This is a genomic window from Hominimerdicola alba, assembly GCF_900109655.1.
GTDB classification, from domain to species: domain Bacteria; phylum Bacillota; class Clostridia; order Oscillospirales; family Ruminococcaceae; genus Hominimerdicola; species Hominimerdicola alba_B.
Map to the genome: position 1 here is coordinate 1 of NZ_FOAT01000009.1, position 19,903 is coordinate 19,903.

Here is a 19,903-nt window from a genome sequence, read left to right on the forward strand (position 1 = left end):
TCATCAAAAAGGCTGTCTACATAGCGATAGGCGTTAATATGGACGGCAGGAAGGACGTTCTCGGTATGTGGGTAGGTGAAAATGAAAGTGCCAAATTCTGGGCAGGCGTTCTGAATAGTCTGCGTAACAGAGGCGTTGATGATATTCTTATCGCCTGCACTGATAACCTGACAGGTTTTTCTCAGGCGATAGAGGCTGTATTTCCGAAAACTGATATCCAGAACTGTATCATTCATCAGCTCAGGAATTCAAGCAAATATGTCTCCTACAAGGATATCAAGGCGCTTATGACCGACCTGAAAAAGGTCTATACTGCCGCCACTGAAGAAGCTGCTTTGGACGCTCTGGACGAATTTGCCGCTGTCTGGGACAGCAAATATCCCAAGATTTCAAAGTCATGGTACGAAAACTGGCCTAATCTCAGCACATATTTCAAGTTCCCGCAGGAGCTTCGGAAGCTGATCTATACCACCAATGCAATCGAAGGATTCAACCGTCAGCTTAGGAAAGTGACCAAAACAAAATCCGTATTTCCTACAGATGACAGCCTTTTCAAGATGCTGTATCTGGCTATGAAGGACATCACGAAAAAGTGGACGGGGCGTCGTCAGGACTGGAGCCGAATCTATGCTCAGCTGGTTATTTACTACGGTGACAGGATACCTGAATAACATTTTTATCTTGACAATCAAATAATCATGTGCTAATATGCAGGTAAGACCGACTGCTTTCACAATCGGTCTCATCATATACTCTTTTATTACACTATTTGTAGTTTACACAGAATTTGGGATTGACTCTTTGCCCCCACCACAATCAGAACCCATCACTTTTTCTTCCCCTGTGCTACTCTCCACTCATCTTCGATCTGCGATTGATACACCACTATCTCCGCTTCTATCTTTTGCAGGAGCTTGTCTTGTTCGTCACCAGGGATAATGTTCTCAGCTCGGCAACGCTCGATCTCGTCCTGCATTCTCTGCTTGAACTCGCTGTTCCTTGCCTTGAATTTATTGACATACTTCATATCTTCCTGTACCGTAGCTTTCAATGCAGATGTATGCTGAGAGAGATACGTTGTCAATTTCGTCTTGTGGATTTCGTAAGGGTCTTTCGCTTTGGTTCTCCGTTTCTCATTTTTCATATCACGCTGATACAAGCTCTGACATTCTTTACTATCACAGCAAACGCTGTTCCTGCTGCCGAGATAGCGTTTGTGACAATATTTGCAATCGCATACATATAGCTTCATCTTATGGATCGCAAAGCTGAAATCATAGAAGAAGGTCACAAGAGCTGTATCGGCTACGGTGTAAATATCGTTACGGTCATTTCCCCGTATGATTATTTTATCAAAACTGAGCCTGAATGCTTTCATATCGCTCTCGGAATTGAAGTCGAAGTTCCAGTCGTCACGCATAACTTCACGGATATGATTGAACACTTCATTGACATACTCGGTGGACTTCTTCAAAGCACGGGTATTGAAAAAAGCTCCTGCCTTGTCTATATCTGCTCTCGCTTCGGTGAACACATCACGGAGCGTGTCGGAATAATATCGTGTAAAGAAGTTGAAGCTGTTCAGGCGGTTATCATCAAACCGTTCCAATATCTCACGGAACACCGCACCTCTGCCGTTGATAGCTCCGATAAGCTCATCGGTGAGCTGCTCATAATCAAGGAAGTTGTTCCTGAACTCTGTTATGTCCCTGAACACATCATCAAAGCTGACAATGCTGTAAGCGTCCTCGGAGATCTTTCCCCATACGCTCTCGTTATCCTCGGTAACAACAAATATCACGCCTTTAGCCTGCTCGTCGATGCGATAGAGCAGGATTTTTTTATCTTTACCCATATTATGCTCCTTTTCTATAACGTTCAAGATAGAGTACGTTATGATAATTATATCATTACAGCCTGAAAAAGTCAAGATAATAACGTTCAAATTATGATACGTTATAGCGAATTCAAAGAAAATAACGTAGTTTGTACGAATTATAACGTGATATTATAGATTTGAAAAGTGCCGTTATGGTAAAATGGGATTGTCAGGAGAGAAAGACATCTGACAGCGGAACAACATACTTCATGTTGACCGCAACCATTATAGATGCGCATCTATAAAATAATACAGAAAGGCGATGATAGATCGTTGAACAATGAAACACAGTTGTCAAAGCCCACACCACTCCGTCCCGACGGGACAAACCTTCTGCCGTTCCCTGTGAACGCACTCCCACCTATTATAGGCGACATGGCACAGGCGATAGCAACAACCACCTCAACGGACGTTGCAATGGCAGGTACATCAATACTCTCGGCGGTGAGCTATTGCTTTTCGGGAGTATACCGAATGTCCGCCAAACGTGACCACACCGAGCCGCTTGTGCTTGACACTCTGACGATAGCAGAGCCGAGCTTCAAGAAGTCTCCTGTTATGTCACTGATAAAGCGTCCGTACATTCAGTTCGCCCACGACTGGAACGAGAACAACAAGCAGGACATCTTCACATCTCAGGCGGAACGCAAGCTGTTGCAGGGCAAGCTGGAAGCACTTGAAAAGAAGAAAGATGTGACTGCCGAGGAGATCGCCAAGCTGCAAACAGAACTGAGCAACATTCCGCCCAGCAACTTCCGCAGGATAGCGGTGGACGATGTTACACCTGAATCACTTGTGAACCTGCTTGAAGAAAACGGCACTCTGCTGATGATCTCAGACGAAGCCGGAATGCTCGGCAATTTCAGCGGACGTTACAGCAATAATATCCCGAACCTTGATTTACTCTTGAAATCGTGGAATGGTGAAACTTATATCAGCGATAGAGCGACCAGGGCGAGCATTGTTCTCAAAAAGCCCTACATGAGCATCTGCCTTGCGTGCCAGCCCTATGTATTTGACGGTATGATAAACAATCCTGTGTTCCGTGGCAGCGGTCTGATAGCGAGGTTCATGTATTGTTTTCCTGTGAGCAATATCGGCACACGAAAGTACGATACGCAGGCTGTTCCCGAACAGGTCGCTGAGAACTATAAGAACCTTGTGTACAAGCTCCTCGGTGCGAAGTTCACCTACCATGACGAGAAAGAGCGGTATCTCCACTTTGACAGCAAGGCATATGGCGAGTTCGTTGACTACTACAACAACTTCATTGAACCGCACCTTGTCACGGATATGGCTTTCTGCAAGGACTGGGGCGGCAAGTATCACGGTGAATTGCTCCGCCTCTGCGGTATCATTCACTGCATCAAGTGTGCTCTGAACGATGTTGATCCCGTGGAAAACCGTGTGACGCTTGATACGTTCTGCAATGCTATCGAGATAGGCGAATATTTCCGTGAACAGGCTATCTACGCTTACAGTCTCGGTGACGTTGACCTCGGAACGATCAAGGCGGAACGTGTGCTGAACAAGATTCGCTCCAAGCACATCACACAGATAAGGCAGAACGACCTGTACAAGCTGTGCAGATGCACACTTTTCAAGAACGCCGCCGACTTTGCTGAGACAATGGAGATGCTGGAGGAATACAACTACCTCCGCCGTGAAACTATTCCGGCAGCAAACGGCTGTAATCGTTCTGGGGTAATGGTCTATATCAATCCCCACATCCGTACACAATAAACATTATAGACATTATAGGGGCTATTGTGCTTAAAATGCTTAAAGTTCACAACATAAAAACCGTAGAAAGAGAGAGGTTTATTACTATGACTACAACAGAAAAGAAAGCTATCGTAGACAACATTCTGGAACTGCTGATCCAGCTCACTGAGGACGGGGAGAACTCCGCTCCACAGACCACTACCGCACCGACTTCCAACAAGGTCGAGATGCTGACTATCAAGGAGAGTGCCGCACTCATCAGCGGACTTTCCGAACACACAGTACGCCAGCTTGTGAGACAGGGCAAGGTCAAGTCCGTAAGAACAGGCGCAGGCAGGAACGGAAAAATACTCGTGAACAAGGCTGACCTTGTGGAGTATTTCAACGGGAAGGAGGTGTGAGACATGAGCAAACTCGAAACGCTGAAATTCTTCCTTTGGAAAAGAAGCGGTCTGCATCTCCGTGATGCTCTCGCTCGCTACTATGAGTACCTGTCGAATGAGGAGATCAGGCTCTACGAAAAAGAGATTGATCAGCTCCTTGAAAAATACGAAGTTGAGGTAGAGCTTCCGTTCTGATTTTACAATTTTCAGAATCGCATTTCTGAAATTTTGTAATGCGGATTTTTGAATAAATGCGCCCACATTTTCGGCTGCTCCGTCAGCCGATAGGAGCCTCGCAGAGCCCCGGCATTTTTGATAGTCGTGTATGCGGCTGTCAAAAGTGCTTTGGGGTTACTGGCGGCACTCCGCAAGTAAATCTCAGCGCTCCGCGCTGTTTGGTTTGCCGATCACCACTGTATCGTTGCAAGCCAATCAAAGCCCATCAAGGGCGCTCACATAGCAAAGGCATCAAGCCTTTTGCGTACCTGTTTTCCCTCATCAGAGGGATCAATAAAAATATAAAAAGGAGACATTTTTATGAGTGAAAAATCAATCTCTATGTGTGAGGGTAAAGGCAGCCTTTCACATAACAACAGAGAGTTCACTGCCAAGAATATCGACAGTTCCAGAACACCTAACAACATCGTGTTTGTTCAGCAGGATCTGAGTAATGCTTATCATCAGCTTTTTGATGAAGCTGTTGAGAAATATAACGCCCGTCAGAAAAGAAAGGATCGCAAGATCGGTGACTACTTTGAACACCTGTTCAATCGTCCGCCCAGCAAGAGCGTTATCACAGGTACGAACAAGCACAAGAGCTTCTATGAGCATCTTGTTTACATCGGAACGAGAAAAGACAGCGGTGTCGGCACTCCCGATGCTGAGATAACGACTGAATGTCTGCGTGAATACATGGAGGGCTTTCAGGAAAGAAACCCGAACCTTTATGTGTTCAATGCGGTACTTCATCTCGATGAATCTACACCGCATCTGCAAATCAACTATATCCCCATTGGTCACTTCACCCGTGGTCTTGAAGTCCGCAATGCCAAGAACAAGGCTATGGAAGAAATGGGCTTCGGAAATGATGCAAAATCGAATGACCGCTGGAGAAGAAATGAGTGGGATATTTTGAAGAATATCTGCAACGCTCACGGTATTGAGATAAGTGAGCCGAAGAAGTCCAGGGGTTACAGCTACACGGTTGAGGAATACGGCGAGCATCAGGACAAGATAAATGCCCTTAACGCCGAGATCGAAAGGCTCACCGCAGAGCGTGACGAGACTGTTGCCGAGTTTGAAAAACTCTCGAAAAAGAAAGTGAATATCACTGAGATCGAGAGCATCGAAGCCAAGGAGTCCATGTTCGGTAAAAAGGTCACTCTCACCAAGGAGGACTATGATAAACTCAGCGATACCGCAAAGAAGTATGTCGCTATGGAAAAGAACATCAAAAAGCTGAAAAAGGAACGTGATGCTGCCGTACAGGAGCTTGGTGCAATGAAGCAGCAGTTTTCGGCTGTATCTTCGGAGCTTGGTAAGTATAAAAAAGAGGAAAAAAACAAACGTTTCTTCTCCCGTGAAAAGCAGAACGCCGAAGCTAAGCGTATCAAACGTGAAGATCAGCTCTCCCATGACCTGCAAAAGGCAAGGGCGTTCATATCCGCCTGTGGGCTTGCGGAGGACTTTGCAAAGTACCGATATAACAGGTCGAGAAGTACAGAATTAGAATAACAGAGCAGAACAAAAGAATAACATTATGACATACCCTGAAAAGATACGTCAAATCTCTTGACAACAGCGGAATATTGCGCTAAGATTATAGATGTACAAGGGTATGTCATAGATTTTTAGGAGGTAATCTATGGCAACAATAAAGAAGCGTGGCAACAGCTATCTTATCAGAGTGAGCTGCGGCTACGATATAAACGGCAATCACAAGGAACAGTCCATGACCTGGAAGCCCGATGAGGGTATGACCAAGAAGCAGATCGAAAAGGAGCTGAATCGTCAGGCGGTAATGTTTGAGGAGTCGGTAAACCACGGTTTCAAGACTTCCGCTATGAAGTTTCAGGAACTTGCGGAGGAATGGTTCGAGAATTATGCTAAGAACGCCCTCAGAAGCACTACATACGAGCGTATGCTCCAGCTCACGCACCGTGTCTATCCTGCGATAGGCCATCTGCGTATCGACAAGATCACAGCAAGGCATTTGCAGGGATTTGTGAACTCTCTCGCTAAAGAGGGAGCAAACGAAAAGACAGGTAAGCCCCTCGCACCGAAGACGATCCGTCACAATCTCAGCTTCATCTCGGACGTGTTCAGCTACGCTGTCCGTATGGACTTGGTATCGGACAATCCGTGCAGGAAAGTGACTATCCCGAAAGGCGAGGTCAAGGAGAAGCCTATCTACTCTCAGGAGGAGATCGCACAGCTCCTGACAGCTATCAACGGCGAGGACACAAAGTACCGTGCTTTCTTCTATCTGATAGCGTACAGCGGTTTCCGCAGGAGCGAGATGCTCGGTCTTGAATGGAAGGACATTGATTTCAAGAACAATATCATCAGCATCAAGCGCACTTCCAACTACACGTCTGAGCGTGGCATCTACACCGACACCACAAAGACCAAACGCTCGAAGCGTGTGCTGAAGATCAGTCCCTACATCATGGGTATCCTCAAAGAACTGAAAGACGAGCAGGACGAGGAAGCACTCCGCTTGGGTGACAAGTGGGTGGAGAGCGACAGGCTCTTTGTCAAGTGGAACGGCGAACCCATGAACAACCAGACCCCTTACGGCTGGCTGAAAGAGTTCTGCGAGAAGAATGATATGCCTTTCTACGGTATTCACAGTTTCCGTCACTTCGCAGCTTCTGCCTTGATCTCGTCAGGGCTTGATGTAGTCACGGTATCGGGAGCGTTAGGACATTGCAATTCGGGAACGACTTTGAACATTTATTCTCATATGTTCCAGACAGCACAGGCGAGAGTGGCTCAGGCGATGGACGGAGCGTTCAGCTTTCTTCCGCAGGATAGCACAAGTTAAAACAAGAATGTCCGCTACGAAATCCGAATAGCGGACAAGTAGCGGACAAACCCTATTTTCGGTATAAAAGAAAAACTCGGAAACAACGTAATTACGCTGTTTCCGAGAACGTTGAATGGTGACCCGTACGGGAATTGAAATATTTAGTATACATTTTTCGTTCTCTTCCGCACTACGAAAACCCCTATTTTACGCGGTTTTATGACATTTGACTTTTTCTGTTCTAAAGCCATTTTCAGTGGTTTTTAGCATCAATAAGAGGTAAATAAGAGGTACGATACTAACGTAGTTTTAGTCCAAAATGAACTTTACCTCTACCAATAAGAGGTATATTCCCGTTAATTTTCCTTTTCATGAAATGAAAGCGAAATTCACCTGCTCTGTTTTTCACTTCAACATGATGGATTTCTGTCATAATTACATCACACAAATTCTCCGGCTTCGTCAACAAGGTCGCCCATATTATTTACTATTTTGCCTGTATTAAGGATCTTTATCTTAAATTCGCCCTTGCCAAAATCCATAAGATGCCTTAAGTTGATAACAACTTTCTTATCTTTTGCAATTTTAAGGAGCCATTCAGCACAGTTATCACCACAAGTCGATGCATTAAAAATTTTAGAGTTATCATAAGCTATCAGCAAAAGAGTTTTCACTCCTCCGGACAACTTTTTGGGACTCATAATACCGAAAACAGGGCTGATAATTGTTCGTTCATCGATAACTTCAGATTTATCGACCGCCTTGATGATCTCTTTTGACAAAGGCTTTACGATCCAGCTGTCTTTATAGGTGTTGTTAAAATAAAGCTTTGTGTTATATATAGCATCAGGAGTATCACCAAAAATAACATTCAACATGAGCTATCTCCACTTTAATTATTTGCATTATTCTGAAATATATCCTCATCCTATAATATTTTATTACACATGACTTTTTTCATAGCATAAAATGTTTGCCACACACAAGTGGGTATATTTTCGTATAGCAATTATAAACTATCGTGTCAATTTTTCTATAACACAGCTATGCCCCTTGCTGTCATCGTAGCTTATTCCAACAAGAATAATTTCATCAGTATATCCTGCAAGCGCTCCCGTGTAGCGCTTTTCTTTTATCTGTCTGATTGCAAGTATCTGCCGACTTGTCATGTTTAAGTTCGATTATCATTGCGGGCTTATCAGTATTCTGATACGGCAGCAGAATGATATCTGCGAAGCCCTTCCCTGCTGGCAGCTCTCTGATGATTTTGTAATATTTTCTTGCAGAATAGAATGCCAATGAGATAACACAGCTGAGCGAATTTTCATTATTATATTGCAGTATAGAGGTGTTATCCTCATGACATATCTCAACACCTTTAGCAACTTTTTCTGCATTACCGTCAATAATATCCTGTATCAATTCATCTGATGCACGAATTGCTTTCATAACAGGCTCCCAGCCCTTAATCCTCGATACAGTTGATGAATTCCTGCTGAACTTCCGCATTTGGTATCCATACAAGACCTCTGCCCAAAGCATTTTTTCCGAAAGCTTCGTAAGTCAGATAGCCAAGATGTACCAGAAGCGTTAGGATATCATCAGCCGAGGCAAATGTGGTCATATCGTTCTGGAATTTCGCTGTGTTGACTTCTATCTTCTCTCCTGCTATCATTCGAGTGACCTTGTCGTGCAAGCCGTCAAAATCCGCCTGAATGTAGACTTTCAAAGCATCATAGGTCTCAGTCTTCGTCCAGTAGTTGCTGATTTTATTATTGCGTATGCTCTCAATGACAGAAAGTGGATTATAAATCGAAATACCTTCAAGGAAATATCCATTAAACAAACGCTTTATATCCTCGAAAGATGTGCTGTATTCCTTACATAATGCACGGACCTCATCATCTGTAATGCCTGTAAACTCAGCATATCTGTCCGCACTTATCATTGAAATCTCTGAGAACATATTCAAAGAGGAATTAAAACCATTCTTCTTGATAGGAAGTATTCCTGTCATGTAAGCAAGTGCAACATAACTCTTATCCTTCAGCAGATTTCTCAGAAAAATAAGATACTTGTTCCGGTCATCAGCCGAATACTTTTTTATCCTGAAAACACAGTCCCATTCATCAATAATAAAAATGAACTGCTTCCCAGTTTCAGCAAAAACATCACCAAGAACAGTAACAAGATCATCCCGGTCAAAGCAGTCAACTTCTTCATTTTCATTTTTGATTTCATAAATAAGAATTCTTGAAAGATAGTCAAGATTTTCTGCTATACTATCACCATTATTTAGAAAAACTATCATGTTCATATGGATAACATTATACTTGTTCAGATGCTTTTCAAAGCTGTCATATGATGATATTTTAAGTGGCGCAAACATATCTCTTGAATCACAGCCGCAGCTGTAATATGCAGTCAGCATATTAGCAGCCATCGATTTTCCGAAACGTCTGGGACGGCTGACGCAGACAAAACGGTTTTCGGTATCCAATATTTTATTTATCTGTTTTATAAGCTCGGATTTATCAACATATATCTCCGAATTCAATGCCCTGCGAAAATCTATATTATCAGGATTGAGATAATTGTCAATGTTACCGCCTCCTAAATATCTCTACGGCATTATTATAGCACAGATTACCTGAATTGTAAAGAGGATGCAGCAAACGCAACAACATCTTTACGTTACACTGAATATAATCCTAATTTACCAAACAGTATCATAGAACAATTCCATTAAGACTTTGGATTCAATCAATTACTCCTGACTTTATAGATATACACGGCTTTTTTCAAACCGATGACACAAACCACTGCTTTTATGTTTACTATCTGTTTCATCAAGTGCACATGATGCTTCACTCTCTTTATATGAACAAGTCCAATTATATGATTGGATTTCCGGTCTTGTTCCCAGCCAATGTTTACAGTATATGCACTTGTTGACATCACGACATTTTTCATTTTTTATTACTTTTTCGAACATTTACTAATACCTCATTTCAACGTTTTTACAAAATAAGAGAATGAGCTGCCGTGAAAAACAGCAGCTCAAAATTTAAGATTAAGGCTTTGGATTAGCTGACACTAACGTGCCTCCCTTGCCTGTTTTCAGTCGTGCCTTGCACTTTGGATTCTTACAGATATAACTTGTGTTTTCACTCTTGGTCTCTATAGTACCGCAGAAAGGACACTGAATCGGAAACATTGCCATTGTTTTCACCTCACTTTTTTAGAATTTGCTCTCATAATTTTGGCAACAACCAATGCCTTTGGTTGCCAGCTGTTTCTTAGCACAATATTCACGTACATACGGTTCATAATACCATATATCGTGTACCTTGTGTTTGATATGTTTATTCTGTCTGTCATTCCAGTATTTGCAGAATGCACAGTGTCTGCTCGTTGGTCTGTGAATATCTGCTGTTAACAATTGATCCATGTATACCCTCCATATCATATGGTCAACAGATTTTTAAATACATTTACCGCCTTGCTGACTGTATTTACCGCAATATTGCTCAGTTTATTTATTCCAGCTGAAATAAGATCACAAACTTCAGTTCCACAAGCTCTACCTACAACTGCACCAATTCTTTCACCAACTATAGTACCACCAGGACCAAATACGCTGCCTATAGTTCCGCCTACGATTAATCCAGCTCGTTCTCCTATCTGCTCCTTTGCCATTTTTATCGAAGCAGCGGCTGTTGCAGTCGCTGTGTCCTGAACTGCCTTAATACCGTTGGTAATAACGGATACTCCATCACCGATTTCTATTTCTTGAATAACCTTTTCAACACTCATTCCTGAAATAAATGCACTTGCAGCAGCAGTCAGAGGATCAGGTAAAATGCCGGTTTCAGAAGCAATATTAACAGCACAAGCAGCAGCCGTTTTAATTCCATCCGAAGCACCGGATCTAAGTGCTCCAATAAGGTTATCAGCATTTGTAACAGCATCAACTCCGAGAGCGGAGTACGATTCTGAAAGCACATCAAATGCTGTATAAAGTGCCGATTCAGCAGCATTCTCAACTACTTTCGCTGCAAGCTCTTTAACGCTATATTTGTTCCAGTTATCATCTGAAAAATCTGTATCTAATACTTCTACTTCAGGAGTGTTTTCATCATATTCTGAAAAAGCTTCATTCGCCGCCGATAATAACATGGCTTGCTTGCCATATGAGCCATCATCAAACGCTGTTTCTTCTGTAAACCAAGCTTCTGCACTCTGACCATTTTCTTCTGCATTTCGAAGAGATTGAAGACTATCTGTCTGCATTTTGATCGCATTAACGATATCATCAGCAATTTTGTATACTTCTTGTTCAGCCTTATCTGTAAGTTTTTGCGCAAGATAGGATTTAGCCCAATCAAATGCACTCATATCATCTTTGTTTTCAAGATAGCTTTCCACCGATTCCTGCAATAGTCTGGCAAACTGTTCAGATCTCTCATTAGTCCATTTTTCCATAAGATTGATCAACCCTCCGATGCATTCTTGAACTTACGGTTTTTGTATTCCTCAGACAGTTTATCCAGTGACTCTTTCATTATCTCTGAAAGCGAATGAGTTTCATTTATTGCAGAGAGGATATACTCTGTCGTGAGTGCTGGTTCACCATCAGAAAAAGTATTCTCAATAGCATCTCTAACTACACCTTCAATATCTGCACCGCTGTATCCTTCGGTTTTATTTACGAGCTCATAAATACGGATATTATTAAGGTCGTTAGGTCTTCGTTTTTTGATGTGTATCTCAAATATCTTTTGGCGTTCATTAGAATTAGGCAGACCTACAAAGAATATCTCATCAAAACGACCCTTACGCATAAGTTCCGGCGGGAGCTTCGTTATGTCATTTGCAGTTGCGATAACAAAAGTCGGACTGGTCTTTTCCTGCATCCAAGTTAGGAACTGACCGAACAGTCTTACTGTTACCTCACTGCCGGATCCATTGATACCCGCAAATGCCTTTTCCAATTCGTCTATCCAGAGCACACATGGTGCGATAGTCTCTGCAAGTGCGATGGAACGACGCATATTTTCTTCAGATTCACCCACATATTTGCCCATTATCTTGCCCATGTCCAGCCTTAAAAGCGGGACTTCAAAAAGCTGAGCTGTAACCTTTGCTGTTAGAGATTTTCCACAGCCGGGAACACCTGCGATAAGCACGCCCTTTGGCATATCCACACCAAATGCAGCAGCCTTGTTTATTGACTTGAACACTCTTGATTTACGTTTCAGCCACTCTTTCAGGTTTTCAAGCCCACCTATATCTTCAGCTTTTTCTTTAAGGGGTATCATTTCGAGAATTCCCGATTTTTTGATCATCTGCTGTTTTTGATCAAATATCAGAGAAAGACTTCCCCTTGTAAATCTGCCTTCATTAGCAAGGGCTAGATTAAGGAGGTCTATGATCTCAAATTCGGTAAGCCCCTTGAACGCCATAGACATTGCTTCTATGAGTTCATCATTTATAGTCTCTCCCTGCTCCTCTGCAAATCCCTGTACCAGCTTTTTTATTTCGTTCTGATCGGGATAATCATTTTCAAGAACAGTTACAAATTTTTCAAGTTCACGGGGGATAACGACCTTTGAAGAAACAATGATTATATTGGCATCTAGTTCCTGCGATATTTCTATCGCCATACTTTTAAGCAGTGCGATGACCTGCTTATCGCTGTCTTCCAAATAGCCCGAAATGTCTTTCAGTATTAGCTTTTTTTCATCAAGCTCCTTGTCCTTGCGCAAAAGATCAAGTGCAGCAACAAGCGATCTGTCCTTTATCAAAGGCTTTTTGGTACGGAAATCAACAAGCCCGGCAGCACCGTTCCACTCCAGCACCTCATGCCTGCCCATGACCTCCTTGATTATCCTGTCTGTTTTGGCTTCCTCAAATGAATTTATGTATATCATAGGGAAACCAGCGTCTATGTATCTTGCTAAGCTTTCTTTTAGAGTCATTTTAATCACCCTTTAAATAATTGATTAGACCAGCCATTTGTTCATCAGATCGCTTCAATTGAATAATACAATCAATCCTGCATAGTCTAAAATCACCATTGCGATCTATTCCAGCATCTATTGCTTTTTCAAACCAATATTCTGCTTCATCTAAATCCTCCATCGATCCATCTGAGCAATAACAATCTGCTAGTGCTGTATATGCTTTTTCATAACCTTGATCTGCTGCTTTCTTATACCATTTTGCTGCTTCGTAATAGTTTTCTTCAACACCATTACCATAAAAATAGCAATCTCCTAATTTATACATAGAAAATGGGTTGTAATCATAAGACTTTTGGAACCATTCGATTGCTTTTTGATAATCTTTAGGAACACCTAACCCATAATAGTAAAATGCACCATAATAAGATGCTATATACATATTACCGTCATTTGCAGCTTTTCCATATTTTTCTGCAACTAAAGTATACCATTTAGATTTTTCATCTTTATAAGCATCCGGAAAAGATTCAAATATACAACATTCTCCTAATTTTACAAATGCGTCATAACTATTATAATAATCATATGCTATCTTGTAGTTTTCTAATGCGTTTATAAGCCTATCTTCGCTGTTACTGTTCCTATATTGCTCTCCAATTTTAAAATAGCATTCTCCAATTACATACTTTGTAACCTCATCTTGAAATTCATCTGTCACCTTATTACCATGATTTAAATATTTTTCATACCATTTTATAGCTTCTCTGTAGTTTTCCTGATTATCATACATTTCGGCAATATCCTTTGCAGCACGAACCACTCCTTGATCATGTGCCTTACTGTACCACTTTAAAGCTTCATTTTCATCTTTTTCAACTCCGTAACCATTTAAATAACAGTCAGCCATACCATAATATCCTAAACCACAACCTCGTTCTGCTGACTTTTTAAACCAATTCATCGCTTCAAAATCAGATTCGCTTACTCCATTACCAGAAAGATAACACATTCCAACATAAGCTTCTGCCTCTGCATATCCCATATCAGCAGCTTTTTTATAGTATTCATACATTTTATCATAGTTTTCTGACACACCATTTCCATCATAGTAACAATTTGCAATATTGCAATATTCTTCCGGATCATTACTTCCGGTAAACTCAACATTATCAAAATGGATATTTACAGCATTAAAATCATAATCTGTCTTTCCCTGTAGCTTGACCTTAGCTCCATTCAATCCAATATAAGTTACATCGCCCCGCCTGGTGGGAACGGAAAAAGTTTCTTTAAACAGATATACTTTATCAGCACCGGAATCAAGAATGTCATAAAGATCATCCTGATCTACCGCTACTATATCCATATTGTCAAGTATTTTACGGTCGGAAATATAACGGCTAAGCATTTCAAGCTTTTCTCTGCGAAGCCTTACTTCCTCGATGTCCAGATTTTCATCGGCTTCGATCTCTACCCCGAGTGCCTTAGCCAGCTTGATACCAAGCTGCTCATCATCAGCAGACAAAGCTTCTATTGAATCAGCTTCTTCATTGTAATAGCGATCTCTCAGCCATGTCACAAGCTTGCCGTTCGTATAATAACCCAGTACGGTTTCCAAGTCAAAATTATCCCTCAGATCTTCGATACTGCGAACGTCAGTATCGTTTATTTTTAAGGGAAATCTTATTTTCTTTGCCATAATGAATTACCTCCATATCCCATTAACTTAACTTTGAATTATTTACATTTAACTATCTACACAAAACCTCATAGATCTCAGATGAAAAATCAGCGATAACATTTCTTGCTGTGTATGTATCCTGAACATCATTTGTCATAACACACATGATATAATCGCCTTTCTCAGAATAAATGATCGCAGAATCATTTTCAACAGTAGAAAGCTCCCCTGTTTTATTGGCAACAGTCACTTCATCGGGTATCCCTGCCGGGATCTTTGTTCGTGTAAGCTGATTTTTCATGAAGCCGATGATCTCCTCTGAACCTTTGAATCGACCGTAATAAAAATCTTTCAGTATCTTGCTGCAGTCATCGGCGGAGGTATAGTTCTCCAACCCGTTGAAATCAAGCATCAAGCGATTCATCTCGGTGTCTTCAAAACCGTTTTCAGCACAAAAAGCATTTACTTTTTCCATGCCAACAGCAGGATCTCCGCCGCCTAATCTTGTCACCAAAGTATTGCAGGCATTGTTGTCGCTTTGAGAGATCATTATATCCAGCATATCATCTGTCTCACCGACATAGCTTTCCTGTGAAACAACACTGTCCTTGTTCTCATAAACAACAGCTGCAACGTATAGTTTTATCAGACTTGCCGAGACCATTTTTTCATTATAGTCACCAACAGCAATTATTTCACTGCCGTCCGACATTATCGCTTTAGCAGAATAACGTCCGCCCATATCAGATATAGGGATAAACAGCTCTTCTGCTGCCGATGAGATATTGTTATCAATAACAGTTTCATCACCTTTTTCCGATGCTTGATCTGAAATGCTATCCTCCGAAGGTTCTTCCGATATAGTTATCACTTCTTCAATAACCGTTGATGCTTCGGTTGTATCCTCTGAGATTTTTGATGTTGTTGTCAATATATCATCCGTACTTTCGGTAATGATATTACTTACTGTTGATTCGCCAGCCTGCGAAGTGATCGAACTGTCATTCACAGTTCCACAAGCACAAAGAATTACAGCAACACAAATTATAAACGCAGCACATATTGTTTGTTTCAGCATATTCCTCACCATGAAAGTTGACTGCTATGTACCCAGCCAAAGCCTTCGCTTTCAAGAGCAGAGTCACCTGTACCTACATAGTACCATTCCGAAGAATCATAACTTACACCGTATACACGAACAAAAACAGATGACTTAAATCTCTTTTGAACACCGCTGCTGAGATCGGGCTGGAAATATAATGTTCCCTGGAAATTAGCATAAACCTCTCTGCTATTCATCTTATATTCTTCATCAAGTATAAACTTAGAGCGCCATTTATCCATTCCGGGAAGATCATATTCTTCGTTCCAGATATCATTAAGATTTTTAGGCTGAAGCATACCGCCTCTTGCCCAGCCCTTTGTTCCTTCGTAGTCTAGTCTGAACCATATCTCAGAACCTGTATCTTTATATCCAAGAACATCGACTCTTGTTTTATCGGGGATCCTTAGAATTATAGATGAAGTGTCACGATTAGGCTTATCCCTTAATGGTAGCGTATCTGCTTCATCAACATGAACAAAAAGCGAAGTCTCAAAGACATCATAATCATTTTCAACTGCATCGGCAGGCTTTGCAGTAGTAGTTGTTGTAGCTTCTGTTGTTGTAGGAGTTGTAGTCGTCGTCGTTTCAGTGGTCGTAACTGCCTTTGTCGTCGTTTCTGTAATTACTTCGTTGTTTGAAAGCACTGTATTCGTTTCAGTAGCTTCAACAGTACTCTGAACTGTTGAATCATCAGCTTTTAAATCAGAGTTTTCAGACGATTTATCTGAATTATCAGAATACATCGATATACTCACAATAATAAGAATAAATGACAATATAATCTGCACCCAGACGGGTACTTTATCTCTGACCTTTTTTATTCCAAAAGGACACATGATAAATGATCCCAAAAGTGCAATCAAACCACAGACAGGTCCCTCTGTAAATGATACCAGAGTCATAAATAAGAAAAACAAAAGAAAAAGAATTCTAACCACAAGGCCTATTTTGCCAATAATAGTTCTAGAAGGAGCATCTGATTCTGTTGTAGTCGTAGGCAACATTATCTGTGGCTGAACAGGCATATGATTTTGATGATCTATACTTTGTTCAACACTATTTGATATGGTCGGTTCAGGCTTTAACGTGGTTGTATTTGTATGTATGCTTTCAGAATTATTTATTGAGGAGTTAGATACATACGATGGATGAATAATATTTTGAGTTTCTGAAATATTATTATCATCGTTGACAATTATCTGTGAAACCACATTTGATGAATCTGAAGTTGAGTTTATTGAGTCAGCTATATGATCTAAATCTGAAGTGTTTGATGAAAATGATCGATTTTCATAAGTTTTATTTTCCAAAGCAACCTCTCTAGCCGACATTGTATCGGATGGGATCTGATTATGTTCAGAACTCTTATCATCATTATTATCGAAATCATTTCTATTGCTTACAACCGGAATACTAGAAGATATCGAATTGATTTGGTTTTTATTTGAACCCGTGTTTTGTGACTGATCATTGATGTCATCATTCAAATTATTACTATCTGTTGAAAGTGAATTCGACACTTCTGATTTAGGAACAGATTTTACAGCCATTTCTTTATCAGTTTTTTTATCACTGCTATTATTGTCAGAATCAGATGGTAAAATCACACTATTAACTGATTGAGGTAACGACACTTTATTCTGTTCTATTACAGCGTTATTTGACTCGTTTTCAGCACCCAACGCCTGGGCTATCTTATTTTGAAGCTGTCCGTCGTAAGCAGATAAACTTTCAATAATATCAGCTTCATCATAATAATACCGATCCTTAAGCCACGTTAAAAGTTGTCCGCTTTTGTAATATTCAATAATTGCATCTATATCGAAATTGTCTCTAAGTTCTTCTATGTTATAAACGTCAGTCTCATTTAGTTTCAACGGAAATCGGTTTTTCTTTGCCATACTGAATTACCTCCAAGTAGTGATCATGAAACGATATTTATTTTCAAATAATACTAAAATAAATGAAGATACTTTTGAAAAAAGCCAATAAATGATATGAAGTAAATAATGATTAATCATAAATTCCATTACTTTACCATAAGCTAAATTTATATATATTATATATTTAATTATACCACTGCATGATATTTATTTCAATTTATTTAATTGATAAAGTTTCACCAAGGAGTTTGTTGATGTTGCCCACTATTTGCACATTTTGTTCAAAGAAATAATAATTATCAACTATAACAATGTGATTTAAAAACGAATATAAATTATGCAACTGCCTATACTGGTCCTTATTATTGTTTTTTAGGTTATACTATATAAACTAAATTTAAGAAGGTATGTATAATATCAAGACGTAGAGAGAATAATTTAAAATACTAGAATGAATAATGGGTACTGAGTCAATACATAAAAATTGAGATGGTGGAGGGTTTTATGCTTACTAAATAAAAAAGGATAGCCGTCTTGTCATTTAAAGACGGTCTATCCGTTTTGCGTTTACCAAATTATATATATTTCAGTCGATAGCTTTATAGTAACAGTACCAACATGTTATAGCTTTTTTATTGTTTTAAGGTTCTTTTCTGCACTGCTTTTTTGTGGCAAACCTTTTTGTGCGATCTTGATAACCACATAATTATATGAGGCTTTTGCATTTTACAAAAGCCTCTTTTCACTTTAAATCCATTGTATTCTTATATTTACATAAACGAAGGTTCTGGCTCAGGATAGTCAATGGCCTTTTCCATTACCATCTTTGTTAAAGCCGTTTTTGCTATCTTGTTCGGATCGCCGTTAGGATGTATCCATTCACTCAGACTGTCTTTACCAAGAATAAGCGGCATTCTGTCATGGATCGAGCTGACAGGTTCAACCGATTCTCTTGTTATAACAGCAAACATCGGCACCTGAACGCCTCTATGCTCTTCAAAACGGTATAGCCCTGCAAGGTATGTGATCTCAGCCCCTTCCGGCTGTATCGCATACTTTTCTTTTTGTATCTTATTATACTCATTTTTATGATAAAGCTCGCCTTCTGATGGTGGTACACCCCATTCATAATACCATGATGCGGGAATAACGCATCTTCTCCTGTACCAGGAATCTTTCCATAATGGCTTCGTATCAGCGGACTCGATACGACAGTTTATAACAGGTTTTGAAGTTGATTCATGCGTAAAGCCCCAAATCATCGGAAATACTGCTACATTTCCTTGCTTATTCGGTGCAAGTACAGCTGCCATATCTGTAGGACGGATATTACCTGACATTGCTTTTGATTTTGACATAGTATTCATAATGATGTCTGAGAGTGGCAGTTGACTAGCCTTATCAATGAAGAAAGACAGCGATTTTGCTTCAGCATAGTACCAGGTACACATGAGATTCACCTCCAGATCATTAGCAGAACATATATTCTCATTCAATTATAGCACATTATTTTCAAAAAATCAATATCGAAATATCACTTTCTTTTTCTTGACAATTATAGATAATGTCACTATATCGCCGCCTGCGAGGTGAAAATTCACTATAAAAAACAGTTCAGACAGCTTCGAAAACAGAAACTATCTGAACTGTATATAGCCCATCCACTACTTTTTTACTTCTGCTCCATCCTCTTGTTCCTTTTGTAAGTGAACATTATCAGTAGCAGATCATCTATTGGTCCTGGTAAAAGATCAGGTGATACCACATAGAGTACTGTAAAGATCAATAGTCCAATGTTTATCATTTTTTCCTTATCCATATTGTTTCCTCCTTGTTTTTGATTCGGGTTGTCCTTTACTGTAACTATATTATATCGCATTTCTACGCTTCTTTGTACCCGGTTTTTGTACAAAAAATAACTCCATGCATTTTTTGCATGGAGTTTTTTCTTCGGTTGTGACTAGTGTAAAATCACACTAGTATAGTAGTGCGACAATAGACTGGCTTCAGCTAATCTCGTTTTAGACTAGTGTAAAATCACACTAGTATAGTAGGGCTACAAAGAAACATTAGGTTGCAACAAAGTTTTAGACTAGTGTAAAATCACACTAGTATAGTAGATATGAACGCAGAAGAACTTATGGTTATAGGTTTTAGACTAGTGTAAAATCACACTAGTATAGTAGGCAAAAGAGATAAACGACGCAATCAATGAAGTTTTAGACTAGTGTAAAATCACACTAGTATAGTAGG

15 protein-coding genes, 1 pseudogene and 1 CRISPR repeat array are annotated in these 19,903 nt (G+C 40.3%); of the genes and pseudogenes, 6 read left to right on the forward strand and 10 right to left on the reverse strand.

The genetic code is table 11. From position 1 onward, the window contains the following. The coding region (locus tag BMY75_RS10565) for an IS256 family transposase (protein ID WP_139199800.1) at positions 1-671 on the forward strand (671 nt) is incomplete at its 5' end. 155 nt (positions 672-826) lie between these two features. On the opposite strand, the gene BMY75_RS17690 is transcribed toward BMY75_RS10565, so the two are convergent. Next, a complete protein-coding gene (locus BMY75_RS17690; RefSeq protein ID WP_139199802.1) occupies positions 827-1,855 on the reverse strand; it encodes a BAR domain-containing protein in 1,029 nt (342 codons plus the stop codon). Between the two features lie 255 nt (positions 1,856-2,110). Between BMY75_RS17690 and BMY75_RS10580 the strand changes: the two genes are divergently transcribed. The 5 genes from BMY75_RS10580 (at position 2,111) to BMY75_RS10595 (ending at position 7,033) form a co-directional block, all read left to right on the forward strand. Continuing rightward, positions 2,111-3,622 carry a YfjI family protein gene (locus BMY75_RS10580; protein ID WP_242940221.1) on the forward strand — a complete coding sequence of 504 codons (1,512 nt, stop codon included), beginning with the start codon at positions 2,111-2,113 and terminating at the stop codon, positions 3,620-3,622. 86 nt (positions 3,623-3,708) lie between these two features. After that, a complete protein-coding gene (locus BMY75_RS10585) occupies positions 3,709-4,005 on the forward strand; it encodes a helix-turn-helix domain-containing protein (protein WP_074833625.1) in 297 nt (98 codons plus the stop codon). A gap of 3 nt (positions 4,006-4,008) precedes the next feature. Continuing rightward, a complete protein-coding gene (locus BMY75_RS17990) occupies positions 4,009-4,182 on the forward strand; it encodes a hypothetical protein (RefSeq protein WP_170844288.1) in 174 nt (57 codons plus the stop codon). Positions 4,183-4,524: 342 nt separating this feature from the next. Next, positions 4,525-5,721, forward strand: coding sequence for a plasmid recombination protein (locus BMY75_RS10590; protein ID WP_074833627.1), 1,197 nt, complete (start codon positions 4,525-4,527; stop codon positions 5,719-5,721). A 130-nt stretch (positions 5,722-5,851) separates the two neighbouring features. Next, complete coding sequence (locus BMY75_RS10595) at positions 5,852-7,033, forward strand: tyrosine-type recombinase/integrase (RefSeq protein ID WP_074833630.1); 1,182 nt, start codon at positions 5,852-5,854, stop codon at positions 7,031-7,033. A 422-nt stretch (positions 7,034-7,455) separates the two neighbouring features. On the opposite strand, the gene BMY75_RS10600 is transcribed toward BMY75_RS10595, so the two are convergent. The 9 genes and pseudogenes from BMY75_RS10600 to BMY75_RS17995 form a co-directional block, all read right to left on the reverse strand. Further along, the gene (locus BMY75_RS10600) at positions 7,456-7,893 is read right to left on the reverse strand and encodes a DUF4869 domain-containing protein (protein WP_037287285.1); all 438 of its coding nucleotides are present in this window, start codon (positions 7,891-7,893) and stop codon (positions 7,456-7,458) included. Between the two features lie 138 nt (positions 7,894-8,031). Beyond that, a pseudogene (locus BMY75_RS10605) lies at positions 8,032-9,617 on the reverse strand (AAA family ATPase). Between the two features lie 863 nt (positions 9,618-10,480). Further along, positions 10,481-11,500, reverse strand: a complete 1,020-nt coding sequence (locus BMY75_RS10620) for a lipase chaperone (protein WP_074833637.1) — start codon at positions 11,498-11,500, stop codon at positions 10,481-10,483. An 8-nt stretch (positions 11,501-11,508) separates the two neighbouring features. After that, complete coding sequence (locus tag BMY75_RS10625; protein ID WP_242940222.1) at positions 11,509-12,948, reverse strand: AAA family ATPase; 1,440 nt, start codon at positions 12,946-12,948, stop codon at positions 11,509-11,511. Between the two features lie 49 nt (positions 12,949-12,997). Continuing rightward, positions 12,998-14,680 (reverse strand): SEL1-like repeat protein, encoded by a 1,683-nt coding sequence (locus BMY75_RS10630; RefSeq protein ID WP_074833641.1) that lies wholly within the window; start codon positions 14,678-14,680, stop codon positions 12,998-13,000. Positions 14,681-14,732: 52 nt separating this feature from the next. Further along, a complete protein-coding gene (locus tag BMY75_RS10635; RefSeq protein WP_170844289.1) occupies positions 14,733-15,593 on the reverse strand; it encodes a serine hydrolase in 861 nt (286 codons plus the stop codon). Between the two features lie 152 nt (positions 15,594-15,745). Further along, positions 15,746-17,668, reverse strand: a complete 1,923-nt coding sequence (locus tag BMY75_RS10640; protein ID WP_074833646.1) for a hypothetical protein — start codon at positions 17,666-17,668, stop codon at positions 15,746-15,748. A gap of 752 nt (positions 17,669-18,420) precedes the next feature. Continuing rightward, positions 18,421-19,101: an SOS response-associated peptidase gene (locus BMY75_RS10645; RefSeq protein ID WP_074833649.1), complete on the reverse strand. Its 681-nt coding sequence runs from the start codon at positions 19,099-19,101 to the stop codon at positions 18,421-18,423. A 221-nt stretch (positions 19,102-19,322) separates the two neighbouring features. Next, entirely contained in the window at positions 19,323-19,469 is a 147-nt protein-coding gene (locus BMY75_RS17995) for a hypothetical protein (RefSeq protein ID WP_170844286.1), read from the reverse strand. Positions 19,470-19,602: 133 nt separating this feature from the next. Further along, a CRISPR array of direct repeats spans positions 19,603-19,902; the repeat unit is 36 nt; unit sequence GTTTTAGACTAGTGTAAAATCACACTAGTATAGTAG. Position 19,903 lies beyond the last annotated feature (1 nt).